General features: G+C 60.5%; 14 protein-coding genes. 12 read left to right on the top strand and 2 right to left on the bottom strand.

The annotated features are described in order from the left end of the window. The first annotated feature begins 4 nt into the window (after window positions 1-4). The 12 genes from SB822_RS45620 to SB822_RS45565 all read left to right on the top strand — a co-directional run bounded on the left by SB822_RS45620 (window position 5) and on the right by SB822_RS45565 (window position 11214). Window positions 5-2869 (top strand): 4Fe-4S dicluster domain-containing protein, encoded by a 2865-nt coding sequence (locus tag SB822_RS45620; RefSeq protein WP_410857790.1) that lies wholly within the window; start codon window positions 5-7, stop codon window positions 2867-2869. After that, window positions 2866-4251, top strand: a complete 1386-nt coding sequence (gene nrfD / locus SB822_RS45615) for an NrfD/PsrC family molybdoenzyme membrane anchor subunit (protein WP_410857789.1) — start codon at window positions 2866-2868, stop codon at window positions 4249-4251. Before SB822_RS45620 ends, nrfD begins: the two co-directional genes overlap by 4 nt. Then, window positions 4248-4781 carry a DUF3341 domain-containing protein gene (locus SB822_RS45610; protein ID WP_410857788.1) on the top strand — a complete coding sequence of 178 codons (534 nt, stop codon included), beginning with the start codon at window positions 4248-4250 and terminating at the stop codon, window positions 4779-4781. Before nrfD ends, SB822_RS45610 begins: the two co-directional genes overlap by 4 nt. Then, the gene (locus SB822_RS45605) at window positions 4778-5401 is read left to right on the top strand and encodes a c-type cytochrome (protein ID WP_410857787.1); all 624 of its coding nucleotides are present in this window, start codon (window positions 4778-4780) and stop codon (window positions 5399-5401) included. The genes SB822_RS45610 and SB822_RS45605 overlap by 4 nt, the downstream gene beginning before the upstream one ends. A gap of 125 nt (window positions 5402-5526) precedes the next feature. After that, complete coding sequence (locus SB822_RS45600) at window positions 5527-6486, top strand: hypothetical protein (RefSeq protein ID WP_410857786.1); 960 nt, start codon at window positions 5527-5529, stop codon at window positions 6484-6486. Continuing rightward, window positions 6479-6925: a hypothetical protein gene (locus SB822_RS45595; RefSeq protein ID WP_410857785.1), complete on the top strand. Its 447-nt coding sequence runs from the start codon at window positions 6479-6481 to the stop codon at window positions 6923-6925. Before SB822_RS45600 ends, SB822_RS45595 begins: the two co-directional genes overlap by 8 nt. Before the next feature lie 128 nt (window positions 6926-7053). Next, a complete protein-coding gene (locus SB822_RS45590) occupies window positions 7054-7794 on the top strand; it encodes an SCO family protein (protein WP_410857784.1) in 741 nt (246 codons plus the stop codon). After that, complete coding sequence (gene coxB / locus SB822_RS45585; protein ID WP_410857783.1) at window positions 7791-8741, top strand: cytochrome c oxidase subunit II; 951 nt, start codon at window positions 7791-7793, stop codon at window positions 8739-8741. Before SB822_RS45590 ends, coxB begins: the two co-directional genes overlap by 4 nt. Next, entirely contained in the window at window positions 8722-8955 is a 234-nt protein-coding gene (locus SB822_RS45580) for a hypothetical protein (RefSeq protein ID WP_410857782.1), read from the top strand. The genes coxB and SB822_RS45580 overlap by 20 nt, the downstream gene beginning before the upstream one ends. Before the next feature lie 23 nt (window positions 8956-8978). Then, window positions 8979-10238: a cbb3-type cytochrome c oxidase subunit I gene (locus tag SB822_RS45575; protein WP_410857781.1), complete on the top strand. Its 1260-nt coding sequence runs from the start codon at window positions 8979-8981 to the stop codon at window positions 10236-10238. After that, on the top strand, window positions 10235-10876 hold the full coding sequence (locus tag SB822_RS45570) for a cytochrome c oxidase subunit 3 (protein ID WP_410857780.1): 642 nt from the start codon (window positions 10235-10237) through the stop codon (window positions 10874-10876). The genes SB822_RS45575 and SB822_RS45570 overlap by 4 nt, the downstream gene beginning before the upstream one ends. After that, complete coding sequence (locus SB822_RS45565; RefSeq protein WP_410857779.1) at window positions 10873-11214, top strand: cytochrome C oxidase subunit IV family protein; 342 nt, start codon at window positions 10873-10875, stop codon at window positions 11212-11214. Before SB822_RS45570 ends, SB822_RS45565 begins: the two co-directional genes overlap by 4 nt. A 1717-nt stretch (window positions 11215-12931) precedes the next feature. Here SB822_RS45565 and SB822_RS45560 read toward each other — a convergent pair. Then, a complete protein-coding gene (locus SB822_RS45560; protein WP_410857778.1) occupies window positions 12932-13402 on the bottom strand; it encodes a hypothetical protein in 471 nt (156 codons plus the stop codon). 146 nt (window positions 13403-13548) lie between these two features. Further along, complete coding sequence (locus SB822_RS45555; protein ID WP_410857809.1) at window positions 13549-13746, bottom strand: hypothetical protein; 198 nt, start codon at window positions 13744-13746, stop codon at window positions 13549-13551. Between the last annotated feature and the right edge of the window lie 593 nt (window positions 13747-14339).

Genomic DNA, 14339 nt, shown 5'->3' with positions numbered 1-14339 from the left:
GACCATGCGCCATCGCCCCTTCATTCCGATCGTACCGGCCAGCGAAGAGGCGATGAGTCCCGAGCGCCGCGCCTTCCTCAAGGTCATGGCTGCATCGCTTGCGATGGCGGGCGCGAGTTGCAGCGGACCGCCACAGGAGGTCATCGTCCCGTATGTGCGGATGCCGGAAATGATGGTACCCGGCAAGCCGCTGTATTACGCGACCAGCTTCATCCACAGCGGTTATGCGCTAGGGGTGCTGGTCGAAAGCGAAATGGGACGGCCCACGAAAGTGGAGGGTAACCCCGACCATCCTGCAAGCCTCGGCGCAACGGGCGTATTCGCGCAGGCCTCGGTGCTGCAACTTTGGGACCCCGATCGTTCGCAGACGGTGCAACACGGCGATATGCTATCGACATGGGAGGCCTTCAAGGCGGCCCTGCTGGCGCAGCGCGCGCAATGGGATGCGAGCGGTGGCGCCGGTCTGCGCATCTTGACAGGGACGACGACGTCGCCGACCTTGGCCGACCAGATCGCCCGCTTGCTGGCTCGCTACCCGCAAGCGCGCTGGCATTGTCATGATCCGCTGCACGACGACGCTGGCTTCGAAGCGGCGCGGCTCGCGTTCGGCGCGCCTGCCGACATGGTGTACCGCTTCGATCGCGCTGCGATCATCGTGAGCGTCGACGCGGACCCGTTCGTGGACTGTCCCGGAGGCATACGTTACGCGCGCGGGTTCTTGCACAACCGCCGAAATGATTCACCGCAATTCGACAAGCGCCTCTATGCGCTCGAAGCGAGCCCGCAATTGCTTGGCGCATTGGCTGACAATCGCCTTGCGCTGCCGCCGCACGAGATCGAAAGAACAATATGGCGCATCGCTTCCCGGCTGGGTATGGCGAGCGGCGACCTTCGCGCGATTGCACCTGCGTCTGACACGCGGGCCGCCAAATGGGAAGAAGTGCTGGCAAAGCGGCTAGCCGCACATCGCGGACAGTCGCTCATCGTGGCCGGTGGCAGCGTCTCGCCACGCACGCGCGCGCTCGTGCATCGCATGAACGAGCACCTCGGCAACCTCGGCCAAACGATTGAGCCGATCGCACCAGTCGAAGCGCAGCCTCAGAACCACGCGGAGTCGATTGCGGCACTTGTCAATGACATTCACTCAGGCGCGGTGAGCTCGCTGGTGATGCTGGACGTCAATCCCGTCTACGATGCTCCGCGGGATATCGATTTCGGGCGCGCTTTGAGCAAACTGCCGTTCTCCGCGCACCTCGGCCTTTACCGCGATGAAACAGCGCGCGCCACCAGGTGGCACCTGCCCGGCACGCATGGGTTCGAGCAATGGAGCGATGGCCGCGCATTCGACGGCACGGCTTCGATCGTGCAACCCATCATTGCGCCGCTTTACCACGGCCACTCGGCGCATGAATTGTTGGCCGTTCTGACCGACGGCGAGCAGCAAGCCGGGTACATGCTGGTACGGCGCTACTGGCAGAGCAAGGAACAAGGAGAGGATTTCGAACGCTTTTGGCAGCAGGCACTTCGACAAGGCCTGATTGCCGGCAGCGCCAGCCCGGCCCTTGCGCTGAGCGGCCTCCCCGAGCTGCCGCCACAGCCGGATTTCAACGGCCCCGCGCTGCGCGCGTTGTTTGTCGCCGATCCGTCGGTTCATGGCGGCGAATTCGCCAACAACAGCTGGCTACAGGAACTGCCGCGTCCATTCAGCACGATGACATGGGAAAACGCCGCCTTGCTCGGCCAACACACCGCGCAGGCCTTGGGCGTGCGTAGCGGCGACGTGCTGCGCCTGTCGCTCGAACATGCGCCGGAACGTGTGGTCGAAGCGCCGGCATGGGTGTGGCCCTCGCACGCGGAAGGCGCGATCACGCTGCCGCTCGGATACGGTAGATGGGCTGCCGGTCAGGTCGGCGATGGCGTGGGCTTCGATGCATACCGCCTCAGGGTCTTGCGAGGCCCACACGCGTTGAAGGCAGAAAAGACCGGACGCCAGATTGCTTTTGCTACCACGCAGAATCATCAGCAGATGGAAGGGCGCGAGATCGTCCGCCTGGCGACGCTCGACGAATTTCGCCGTAACCCGCATTTCGCCAATGATGAACCGCGCAAGCGCACGCCTGAGATGTCGCTCTATCCCGAATGGCAATACAAGGACTACAAGTGGGGTATGGCGATCGACCTCAATGCCTGTATCGGCTGTCGCGCCTGCGCTATTGCCTGTCAGGCCGAGAACAACATTCCCGTGGTCGGCAAGGAAGAAGTCGCGCGCGGGCGCGAGATGCACTGGATTCGCGTTGACCGTTATGACGTCGGACCGTCTTCCCGTCCGCACAGCGCCTTCCAGCCTGTACCTTGCATGCATTGCGAAACGGCGCCTTGCGAGGAAGTGTGCCCGGTCGGTGCCACGGTGCATGACAGCGAAGGCCTTAATGTGCAGGTCTACAACCGCTGTGTGGGTACGCGTTTCTGTTCGAACAACTGTCCTTACAAAGTGCGACGCTTCAACTTCCTGCAGTACGCGAACACGGCAATCGACCGCCCGAGGCCGGCCTTCAACCCTGAAGTGACCGTGCGGCGCAGGGGCGTCATGGAGAAATGCACCTACTGCCTGCAGCGCATCACTCGCGGGCGCATCGAGGCCGAAAAACTCGGACGGCGGCTGCACGACGGCGAGGTGATGACCGCGTGCCAGGCGGTATGCCCGACCGAAGCCATCGCCTTTGGCGACCTGAACGATCCGGCGAGCAAAGTCAATCTGGCCAAAGCGTCGCCACTGGACTACGCGTTGCTGGCCGAACTGAACACGCGCCCACGCACCACGTATGCGGCGCTCATCTTGAATCCCGATGACGAATTGGAGCAGGCATGAACCCGGCCGCGGAGCAGCCGCCCGTGTCGAAGGATAGCGAGGTCCTGCGCGCAGGGTGGGGCTACGCGAGCGTCAGCGACAAGATCGCCAACCTTGTGCTCAAGCGCCGCGTTCACTGGGGGTGGCTAAGCGCGTTTATTGTGACATTCGTCGGTACGCTGATGTTCTTTGGGGCCATCACATGGCTCTTCACCATCGGCGTCGGCATCTGGGGGGTCAACATTCCCGTCGCGTGGGGATTTGCCATCGGCAACTTCGTCTGGTGGATCGGGATAGGTCACGCCGGCACCTTCATCTCCGCTTTCCTGCTGCTGTTGCGTCAAAAGTGGCGCACTTCGATCAACCGTTTCGCTGAGGCGATGACGCTGTTCGCGGCCAGTATCGCGGGCCTCTTTCCCATCTTGCATCTGGGACGGCCGTGGTTCTTTTACTGGCTGATTCCCTATCCCAGCGTCATGAACGTATGGCCGCAATGGCGCAGTCCCCTGGTGTGGGACATCTTTGCGATCAGCACTTATCTGATCGTGTCGCTGCTCTTCTGGTATGTCGGTCTGATACCCGACCTGGGCACGCTGCGTGATCGATCGTGCGCTGCCGGCAGGCGTTTCGCGACGTTTGCCTATGGACTGCTCGCACTCGGCTGGCGCGGTGAGGCGCGGCATTGGGCACGCTACGAGAGTGCGTACCTGTTGCTGGCGGGGCTCGCTACGCCGCTCGTGATTTCGGTGCATTCGGTGGTCTCGCTGGACTTCGCGATAGGCAATACGCCCGGCTACCACTCCACAATTTTCCCCCCTTGCTTCGTGGCCGGCGCGTTGTTCTCCGGCTTTGCGATGGTGCTCACGCTCGCGATTCCGCTACGCTACTTTTTCGGCCTGGAGGATTTCATCACGCAACGCCATCTGGCGAACGCGGCGAAAATCATGCTGGCGACCAGTTTGATCGTCGTCTACGGCTACGGGACGGAGATTTTCACTGCTTTTTACAGCGGGGATCCCTTCGAGCAATACATGACGGTCAACCGCTGGCTAGGTCCCTATGCACCGGTTTACTGGTCGATGATGTTCTGCAATGTCGCCGTGCCGCAGCTTCTGTGGTTTCGTCGTGTGCGCCATAGCGTGCCGACGTTATTTGCGATCAGCCTCGTGGTCAACGTCGGTATGTGGATGGAAAGATTTCTGATCGTAGTCTCCAGTCTGCACCGCGACTTCCTGCCTTCCGCCTGGGGACTCTTTATGCCCACGGTCTGGGACTGGCTGACCCTGTTCGGATCCATTGCCTTTTTTGCCTGGCTGTTCCTGCTGTTCATTCGCTTTCTACCGGTCATTTCGATCGCCGAGATGCGCGAACTCGTCCACGAAAGCGCGGAGGGCAAAGCATGAGCAACGGCGTCTACGGCCTGCTCGCGGAATTCCGCACCAGTGAAGCTTTGCTGGAAGCGGCCAGGCGCGCGCGGGAAGACGGCTTTCGCAATGTCGAGGCCTATTCACCGTACGCGGTCGAAGGCATCGCCGAAGCAGTCGGCTTCACACACGGCAGGGTGCCGTTCGTCACGCTTATCGGGGGTATCGTGGGCGCGCTGGGCGGCTATTTCCTGCAATGGTATTCGGCCGTCATCGACTATCCGATCAATGTCGGCGGTAGACCTTTGCACAGCTGGCCCTCGTTCATCGCGCCGACCTTCGAGTTGACCATCCTGGGCGCCGCGCTCGCGGCGGTGTTCGGCATGCTGGTGGCGAATGGCTTGCCGCGTCTCACTCATCCGATTTTCAATGCGCCTCATTTCGAACAGGCCACCCGCAACCGATTCTTCCTCTGCCTGACGGCGCGCGATCCGCGTTTCGATATCGACCGCAGCAGGCGCTTCCTGGAAGGCTTGCAACCGATGTCGGTAGCCGAGGTGCCGCGATGAAACCGCTGGCGGCGGTCTTGTTGTCTTGCTGCGTGGCCGCGACGCTGAGCGGATGCGAGAAGGCGAAGCAGGATATGTACGACCAGCCAAAATACAAGCCGCTTTCGCGCAGCGAGTTGTTCCCTGACGGCGATTCATCGCGCCCGCTGCCGCAAGGCAGCGTGCCATATTCGAATGGACCGTTCGCCGGCACCTCCAGTGGGCGCAAGGGCGCCGATGAAGTGAGCAAAGACATCGCGGCCAAGACTGCGCAAACCAATCCATACCCGGTGACAATGCAGCTTTTATTGCGCGGCAGACAACGCTACGAGATCTATTGCATGCCTTGCCACAGCGCGGTCGGCGACGGCGACGGCTTGATCTCTCGACGGGGCTTTCCCCATCCGCCGTCATATCACGACGAGCGCCTGCGTCAGGCACCCGACCGGCACTTTTTCGACGTGGTCACCAACGGCTATGGCGTCATGTATTCATACGCTGACCGGGTCGATCCGCCGGACCGCTGGGCCATCGTCGCGTACATCCGTGCGTTGCAGTTGAGCCAGCATGCCGACGTCTCCAAGCTACCCCCTGAGGTGCTCGAGCGCCTGGAGGCGACGAAGAAGGGAAAGACCCAATGAACCGGTATCTCCCGCTGCTTGCCCTTGCCGTGGTGGTCCCCGCCTGCATCGCGGCCTGGTCGTTCGCCCCCACGGCGTTGCTGGGCGCGTATCTCGCGACCTGGTGGTTCTGCTGCGGGCTTGTGATGGGCGGCGTTGCGAACGTCTGGGTCCATAACCTGACCGGCGGACGTTGGGGCGAGGTGATTCGCGAGCCCTTGATAGAACTGTCGCGCATCATGTGGATTCTGGCCTTGCTTTTCTTGCCGGTGCTGATCGGTATGCACGATCTGTATTCCTGGGCGCCGGGAGCATCCGTCGGCGCACAGCGTTGGGCGGAGGAATTGCCGGCGGAGAACGCCTTGTTCAAGAATATCTGGCTGACACCATGGTTTTTTGTCGTGCGCAGCGTCTTTTATCTGTTTGTCTGGGCGTTGCTCGCATCGCTTTCACGACAACCGGGGTTGCGGCGCTCCGCGCGCTTCTCGGCTGTTGCCTTGATCGTCTACGGCTTAACGGTAAGTCTGGCGGCGGTGGACTGGGTGATGTCGCTGATGCCCATCTGGTACTCCAGCGTGTTCGGCATGCTGGCAGGTCTGAGCCAGGCGCTTGCCGGCATGGCGCTCGCAGCGGTGCTGGCGACGCGCATGCGTCCTTTGCCGCCGCGCCTCGTCTTTCGGGACCTGGGCAACTTGCTGCTGATGTACGTCATGACGTGGGCTTATCTCGCGTTTACCCAGTTCCTCATCATCTGGTCGGAGAATTTCCCGCATGAAATCGCGTGGTACATTCCGCGCATGGAGCATGGCTGGCTCTACGTCGCCTGGCTGCTGGCGCTGTTTCATTTCTTCGCGCCGTTCCTGATCCTGCTGTTTCGCAACGCCAAGGAAGCGCCCGCGCTGCTTGGATCGCTGGGCGCCGAGTTGCTGGCTGCTCATCAGCTCGACGTTTGGTGGACGATCTTTCCGTCGCTGCCGGTTGGCTGGTTGCAGTGGCTATGGATCGTGCCGCTCATGCTTGTCGCTTTCTTCGTCGCGGGCTATGTGGTGATAAAAACGGGCGCTGGCATCACAACGTCCACCGCCGCAGGGGCGGGCCATGTCTGAACGTCAGCCGCAAGCATCGCACGCTCCCAACGAGGTGAGCGTCCGCGGCATCGTATGGGGCGGTGTTGCGATCGCGGTCGGCATCATGCTTGTGGCGGTGGCGGCATGGTTGCTCTGGCATTGGTGGGGAGCGCCGTCCGGCGCGCGGCCGTACGGCGGGCCCAATACCCGAAACGTGCCGAAAGCGACGCCGCCCGGATTGCAAAGCGCGCCGCTTCAGGAGCGCGCGCAGTATCAGGCCGAAAAGCGCAAATTGCTGGAATCGTGGCAATGGCTCGACCAGCAACACGGCATCGCGCGTATTCCAATTGAAGAAGCGATGCGCATCATGGCAAACCAGGGCCAGGGCCAGGGCCAGGGCCAGGGCCAGGGCCAAAGCCAAAGCCAAAGCCAAAGCCAAAGCGGCAAACCGGCCGATGCGCGCAAGGAGTCCCCATAATGCGTCTGCACGGATCGCGGTGTAGCGCGGGTGAATCCGGCACGAGGTGCCGCATTGCATGCGGCATCCGTCGAATGAGGCAATGTCGCTGGACAATGCTCCTCGCTTTTGCATGCGTGATCGGCTTGATGCAGGAACAGGTGGTGTGTGCGCAGGCGCTTGCGGTCCGTCCGCCGGAACAGACGCAATACGTGAAACGGCTGAACACGACACTGCCTTTGTCCAGCACATTTATTGACGACAACGGACACCCCATGCGCCTTGGCGCGTATTTCGGCGGCGGGCCGGTCGTGTTGGTACTGGGCTATTTCCATTGCCCCAATTTGTGCAGCACGCTGATGGATGGCGTGCTCGAGAGTCTGGCCGCGGCAGACCTGCCGTCGCACGACTACCGGGTGTTAGGCGTCAGCATCGATCCATCCGAGACGCCGGAGCTGGCCGCCCGCAAAAAAAATTCTTATGCGCCCTTGCTTGCGAACACCGGGGTGCAACTCACGTTGCTGACGGGAGCGAGGCGGCAAGTCGAAACGCTGGCGAGCAGCATCGGGTTCGAATATGTCTATGACCCGCAATCGCAACAGTATGTGCATCCCGCAGGCTTCATCGTCGCCACGCATGATGGACGCATCTCGCACTACTTCATGGGAGTGCGCTTCGACCCGCGCGATGTGCGGCTAGCGCTAATCGATGCCTCATCGGGAAGCATCGGCTCGCCGGTTGATCAACTGGTGTTGCTGTGCTCGCATTACGACCCGGTGACAGGCCGGTACAGCGCGCAAGTCATGGCAGGCGTCCGGGCGGGGTCTCTAACGGTGCTGGCGGCGCTGCTGATCTGGCTGTGGCGCGCGTCGAGAAGGGGCGCAACATGAATCCTTCCTTCCACCTCTTTCCACACAGCGCGACAACGGCGAGCGGTCGCTACGATGCGCTCTTCATCACCCAGACAGTCGTCTTGCTCATCGTCGCTCTTGGCGTGGCGATTCTGATCGTTGTTTTTTCGATTCGCTATCGCGCGGGGTCGACAGCCGATCGCACCAATGCACCGACGGCCGCCCGTGGGGTCGAAATCGCTTGGACTGTAACGCCGCTGGTACTTTTTATCGCTACGTTCGTTTGGGCCGCCTATGACTTTACACAACTCTATCGCGTGCCACCGGATGCGATGCCGGTGTTCGTGGTCGCCAAGCAGTGGATGTGGAAGCTGGAGCATGCGAACGGCAAGCGAGAGATCGACGAATTGCATGTGCCGGTGAATAGACCGGTGCGCGTCGTGATGACTTCACTGGACGTGATTCACAGCTTTTACGTGCCCGCTTTCCGGATCAAGCAGGACGTGGTGCCGGGACGATACACGACGATCTGGTTCACCGCGACTGAAACGGGCGAATTCCATCTTCATTGCGCCGAGTATTGCGGCACCGATCACGCCGCAATGGGCGGGCGCATCGTCGTGATGCAGCCGAGCGAGTTCGCCGCGTGGCTGGCGAGCGGCAATATCCAGCCGGGCATTGCCGCTCGCGGCTTCGAGCTTTACCGGCGCTACGGCTGCAGCGGATGCCATGAGGCGCAATCGTCAGTTCACGCGCCCGACCTGCATGGCTTGCTGGGACGTGATGTGCATCTATCGGATGGCCGGTCGCTGATTGCCGACGAAGCGTACATTCGCGATTCCATTCTGCTGCCGCGCAAGGATGTCGTGGCCGGCTACGAGCCGATCATGCCGTCGTTCGCTGGACAGATCAGCGAGGAAGACATCCTGGCGATCATCGGATACATCCGTTCCACTGGAGGCGACTATGCACGCGCGAGTCAGTGAAGCCGACGCGTCGGATTATCTGGACGAGTGGACGCTGAAGTCGTGGCTCACCACCCATGATCACAAGCGCATCGGCTGGCTTTACATGGTGTCGATCACGGCGTTTTTTTTCGTGGGCGGCGCGGCTGCGGCCCTTATCCGGCTGGAGCTGGTCACGCCGCAAGGCGACCTGGTTTCGGCCGAGGTGCGCGCGACCTTGCCTTTCCGCGCCTGAACCTGCTCAGTTGGTACATATTCGTGATCGGCGGAGTGTTCACGCTCGGCGCGCTTTACGCGGGCGGCGTGGATACAGGGTGGACCTTCTACACGCCGTTTTCGACGATGTTCTCGCATAGCAACGTGATCATCGCGGTGGCGGGCGTCTTCATTGTCGGGTTTTCTTCGATCCTCACCGGCTTGAATTTCATTGTCACCGTGCACACGATGCGCGCCCCTGGTATGACGTGGTTTCGCTTGCCGCTTTTCGTATGGGCGAACTACGCCACCTCGATCATCCTCGTGCTGGCGACGCCGGTGCTCGCGATGACGCTCGCGTTGCTGGTGGCCGAACGCGTGCTGCACGTTGGCATCTTCGATCCCGCGCTGGGAGGCGATCCGCTGCTTTTCCAGCATCTTTTCTGGTTTTATTCACACCCAGCCGTCTACATCATGGTGCTGCCGGCGATGGGCGTGGCCAGCGAGATCATTCCGTGCTTTGCGCGCAAACGCATTTTCGGCTATCGCTTCATGGCTTATGCAATCCTTGGTATTGCATCGATCGGCTTTCTGGTGTGGGGGCACCACATGTTCGTGTCGGGTCAGTCGATGTACGCGAGCATGGTGTTCTCGCTGCTATCGTTTCTGGTCGCGATTCCGTCGGCCATCAAGGTATTCAACTGGACGGCGACCCTGTACAAGGGCCGCATTACGTTTTCCGCGCCCATGCTGTATGCGCTCGGCTTTGTCGGCCTTTTCACCATCGGCGGGCTGGCGGGGTTGACACTGGCTTCGCTCGCATTGGATGTGCACCTGACCGATACCTATTATGTCATCGCGCACTTTCACTACATCATGGTCGGCGGCACCGTAATGGCATACCTGGGCGGCGTCCACTTCTGGTGGCCGAAGATGACGGGACGCACGTATCCGGAAATGTTGGGCCGCGTGGCCGCACTGATTATTTTTTTTGGCTTCAATCTGACCTTCTTCCCACAGTACCTGCTCGGCCTGGAAGGCATGCCGCGCCGCTATCACACGTATCCGCCGGAGTTTCAGGTGCTGAACGTCCTGTCGTCGGCCGGGGCGTCGATTCTCGCGGTCGGCTACCTGTTGCCCTTCTGCTATTTGATCTGGTCGCTGTTCTACGGCAAGCGCGCGGGCCCCAACCCGTGGCGCGCCACCGGCCTCGAATGGCAAACGTCTTCACCTCCGCCGAAGCACAACTTTGAGCACATGCCCGTCGTGCGGCGAGATGCGTACCAGTACGATCCAGAGACTGGAGACGAGGCGCCACAATGACAGATCACGCTGAACAGTTTGATACCGCCGCGCAACAGGAAGAGGCGTCGACGCTGGGCATGTGGATTTTCCTTGCGACAGAAGTGATGTTCTTCGGCCCGCTGTTTTTTGGTTACCTCTATGGACGCACGCATTTTCCCGAAGGCTTTGCTGCTGCGAGCCGTCACACCGATGCCATGCTCGGTACCATCAACACGGCCGTACTGTTGACGAGCAGCATGCTGATGGCGATCGCCGTGCAAGCACGGAAAATCGACGCGCTGCGGCTCGCCGCACGCATGCTATTTTTTACGGCGGCGCTTGGCATTGTCTTCCTGATGATCAAGGGCACCGAGTATTGGACAGAATGGCATGATCGCCTCGTGCCCGCGGCGGGGTTCGCCTTTCCCGAGCCACGCCATGCCGACGCTGCGCAATTGTTCTATTTCCTCTACTTCGGCATGACGGGGCTTCATGCACTGCATCTGGTCATTGGCATTGTCATGGTCGTCGTGTTTGCGCTTGGCCTCTCGCGCGCTGAACGACGTTTTGCTAAACCTGAACGCATCGAAATAGTCGGACTTTACTGGCATTTCGTCGACATTGTGTGGCTTTTCCTTTATCCCTTGCTATATCTCGTCGGAAGGAGTGGCGGATGAGTTCGAAGGAATGGCATCGGTACGCGGACCATCTCAAGGTATGGGCCGCACTTGTGGCGTTGCTGCTGCTGACGTTCACCAGTTCGTACCTGATTCTGGGCGCGTGGAACAGCGCAATCAATTTTTTAATCGCAGTGGCAAAAGCGCTGCTTGTGGCAAGCCACTTCATGAATTTGCGTCGAGTTTCCCCGATGCTGCGCATTGCCTCGGTCACCGCATTGCTGGCACTGGGCCTGCTGTTCGCCCTGAGTGGTACCGACTATTCGACGCGAACTATCCACGCCACGCCGTGGCAGGCACCGGCGGGACCGCAAGACGCGGGGGCGGCTGGATCATAGGACTGTCGTCCGTCGGCCGACTCCTTCGGGCAGCTCTGCGAATTCAAAGTCGCTTTTTGGTCGCGTGTTTGGAAATGAGAAGCCAGCTACCGGGTCTTGGCCGACCTGTGCGCGAGAATCGATTCGGGCCTTCCGCAAACGTCCATGAAAGCGCAGGAGAATGCGGCGAACTTGCTAAACGGGATCTGCACGCGAGTACAGGCGAATGTCCCAAGACAATCAGTGCCTTCCCGCGCTCATCGACAGGATGGTCGCCACCGCTACGTCAAAATCTCCCGCTCTCAGTTATCAAAGATGAAGGCCGACATTAGGTCCGCATTTTCCTTGGAATAGGCCGCGTAATCTTCGCTGTTGTGCGCCAGAGCAACAAGGACTTGCGATGGTTGCGACGAGGGTTTGTTCGCGGAGTGACCGTTCGATCAATAATCACGTGTCCAGCCGATCGCTACACCAGCGTCCGTATCGAGTTACTGATACTTCTCGCGCAATTGATAACGGCAGGGGGCGAGCTTCTGACGCGCGTCTTCGAAGATTCATCTGCTTGTGGGCGCAACCACATACACGACAGCGACCGGAAGCCCCTGGCTACTGACCGCGGGGCGCCGCGATCGACATATCGCCGATGAACAGTTCCTCGCGGTTCGTCGCATAGGCATGCTGGCGCGCCTCGGTGAGCCGCTCGCCGTTCGCAGCGAGGTCCGTCGCCCGTGTTCGGCGTAAATGCGACCCGGCTCATCTGTGCGGACGACGTCATACAGCGCCTGATCTCATTTCCGAATGTCGTCGTTACCGGCCACCAGGCGTTTCTGACGCGCGAGGCCATGACGACGATTTTGCGAAAGGACGCCGGAGCGGTTGTCCCGCTTTCGAAGCGGGCGAGCCGTTGAACGACGAAATTTGCGTCGAATGACGCATCCGCCAGCCCCTTGGGCAATAAGGTAAGGCGCCCACGGCTTAATCGGGTCGTCGGGACTCGGAATGCGCAGCGACGACTTGCTTGTCGGTTGTGCCTGCTGACGCGATCGCGGCGGACATTGGCGCTTGCAATGATGACTCTAACCTTGCCCTCAACCAGTCGAGTACACGACTGTTGTATGTGTCTGTTGCTGACTGTCGCGCCGGCAACTCCAACATCACCTGATCACCGGGACCATGGATCGACCAGATGTTGGGAGGTGACCCTTGAGGCGTGTTTTGATGCAGCCAGCTCCCACAGACAACACATCTGTATTGAACGTAGCGCGTTATCGGCTGATGGGGCGTTCCAAAAACACCCGTGCCTTTCACTCGTAGGTTTTCATGTGGGCGTACGTCAGAAGTCACACCGGTCAACGCCTCGCAGGCACAGCACAGATTCATCGTCGCCTCCATCAAACGATGATGACAAAAAAGAGGCAGCAATTGACATGCCGACTTCATAAGACCATTCGACATGCGTCACACAGGCGTTTGGGGACGGGCGACGGTGATACATGCGTGAACGGAACATGCCTTGGGCTTCGCGGCACTGCCTGACCGGTAAGACCACTTGACTAGGAACCTCGAAGTGCGGGTAACGTGTACAGGTGGTTAGTTATGCGTCGCACTGATCAGATCCGGCGCGACATGGACACGCTTCAGGCTGCGCGCGACACAGGCAAGTTAGCCAGCAACGACGACAATGTCGGCAGCGTGGCGCGGGCGCGCGAGGCCGCGCGCGTAGAGTCACGCTTGCGGTTTAATGTTCTGGTTGACCCGGAACAGGTTGTTCGGATCCTACTTCGCCTTGATCGAGGCAAGGCTTGTAGATCTCGCCGTAGCTTAGTTCGACGCGGTTCCCGGCCTCGTCGGCGTCCATGAAGCTCACGTAGGCGCCTTCCAGATTGAGTGGATGGCCTCCCAATAGGCACGGCCCCCAGGTCTTAAGCGCCTCGGCGTCCTTGGGATCGGGGCTGATCGCAGCAATGACCATCGAAAAAGACGCGTCCCGCGCGCTCCACGGCGTGACATCCCTCGCGACCCGCTGAACGGCGCCGTCTATGGGATAAAGGTGCATCAGGCAGAAGGAGGACGGTGCTTCGAGCGCGTTGGCGATGTGCACGTCGATCGCCTCGTCGGGCAGCGCCTTGACAAAGTCGCCCTTCCAGTACCACTGCAAGCCTTTAGGGAAGAACGGGTCGAACAGACTGTTGATGGCAGTCCACGGCATCTCGCCCATCCAGTTGAACAGCGGGGCGGGGAGTTTCTCGAGCAGCGAGGCGATGAGCTTCTGACCCTCTGCGATCGGCCCGTTGAAAGCACAGATCGGAGCACAGGCGCGTTTGCAAACCTGAACACGTCCTCGACGCTCGTCGTTCAGTGTTTTCCGGTGACGGCCCGAAGGACTGAATCGCCATCGCAGGTAAGGCGAGGACGCCGGGCGCCAGACGCGAGCTGTTCCAGCGCGATGAGTTGGCGTTCCACCAGGGTATCAAGTTCTTCCCGGTTCAGGTCAATCTGCTCGGGCGCGGACTTAACGAGCATGAGTGTGGCGAATTCGTGAGGGCTCAGCATGTATTCGTCTCCGACCTTAACGTTGCCAGGCGCATTTTGCCGCTGACGCCGCCCGACTGTTTGGTATTCGATAGTCGTTTTCAAGTCTTCTTGTGTCCGGCCCTGCGAATTCGGCAGCCTCCAAAGCCGGACCCAAATGTTAAATCCAAAATGGGGCGGGTACCGGATGAAAATAACACATGAGAAATACATGATTGATAGTGCACTATTTATCAGATGATATTGGACGCGACGGGTTGCAGCGATCATCGGTGACGGCTCGACGTCACCTCGCGAGTTGGCTTTTTGCTACGGCGCCGAAAGACGGCGTGCGTGAGCTCGCCGCCCCGGTTCAATCGAGAAACGCGGCCTCGACGCGCTTGACGAGGGAGTGTCCCACGACGAACTGGACGCCATGTGCGTTGACACTGCCACGCAATTGGGCATCGTGAAACCTGACCAGTGAAGCAGCTATCACTGCCCGGCGAGGCCGGTCAGGTACCGGATGAACGCGACCGACGCTGCCAGAACATTCCATCAAGGTGGCCCACACAGGGACCTTGAGCGCGCTGCCGCCCGAGGAAATCGGAGCACTACACTGCCTGGCGCGACTC

Origin of the sequence: Paraburkholderia sp. SIMBA_054 (genome assembly GCF_046534875.1) — a bacterium.
Lineage (GTDB): Bacteria > Pseudomonadota > Gammaproteobacteria > Burkholderiales > Burkholderiaceae > Paraburkholderia > Paraburkholderia hospita.
The sequence above is the reverse complement of the archived record's forward strand: the minus strand, read 5'-3'. Positions and strand labels throughout refer to the sequence as shown.

Excerpts from the sequence above, each read along its gene's own strand:
- SB822_RS45620 (WP_410857790.1), top strand. The coding sequence starts at position 5 with ATGCGCCATCGCCCCTTCATTCCGATCGTACCGGCCAGCGAAGAGGCG.
- nrfD (WP_410857789.1), top strand. The coding sequence starts at position 2,866 with ATGAACCCGGCCGCGGAGCAGCCGCCCGTGTCGAAGGATAGCGAGGTC.
- SB822_RS45610 (WP_410857788.1), top strand. The coding sequence starts at position 4,248 with ATGAGCAACGGCGTCTACGGCCTGCTCGCGGAATTCCGCACCAGTGAA.
- SB822_RS45605 (WP_410857787.1), top strand. The coding sequence starts at position 4,778 with ATGAAACCGCTGGCGGCGGTCTTGTTGTCTTGCTGCGTGGCCGCGACG.
- SB822_RS45600 (WP_410857786.1), top strand. The coding sequence starts at position 5,527 with ATGGGCGGCGTTGCGAACGTCTGGGTCCATAACCTGACCGGCGGACGT.
- SB822_RS45595 (WP_410857785.1), top strand. The coding sequence starts at position 6,479 with ATGTCTGAACGTCAGCCGCAAGCATCGCACGCTCCCAACGAGGTGAGC.
- SB822_RS45590 (WP_410857784.1), top strand. The coding sequence starts at position 7,054 with ATGCAGGAACAGGTGGTGTGTGCGCAGGCGCTTGCGGTCCGTCCGCCG.
- coxB (WP_410857783.1), top strand. The coding sequence starts at position 7,791 with ATGAATCCTTCCTTCCACCTCTTTCCACACAGCGCGACAACGGCGAGC.
- SB822_RS45580 (WP_410857782.1), top strand. The coding sequence starts at position 8,722 with ATGCACGCGCGAGTCAGTGAAGCCGACGCGTCGGATTATCTGGACGAG.
- SB822_RS45570 (WP_410857780.1), top strand. The coding sequence starts at position 10,235 with ATGACAGATCACGCTGAACAGTTTGATACCGCCGCGCAACAGGAAGAG.
- SB822_RS45565 (WP_410857779.1), top strand. The coding sequence starts at position 10,873 with ATGAGTTCGAAGGAATGGCATCGGTACGCGGACCATCTCAAGGTATGG.
- SB822_RS45560 (WP_410857778.1), bottom strand. The coding sequence starts at position 13,402 with ATGCCGTGGACTGCCATCAACAGTCTGTTCGACCCGTTCTTCCCTAAA.
- SB822_RS45555 (WP_410857809.1), bottom strand. The coding sequence starts at position 13,746 with ATGCTGAGCCCTCACGAATTCGCCACACTCATGCTCGTTAAGTCCGCG.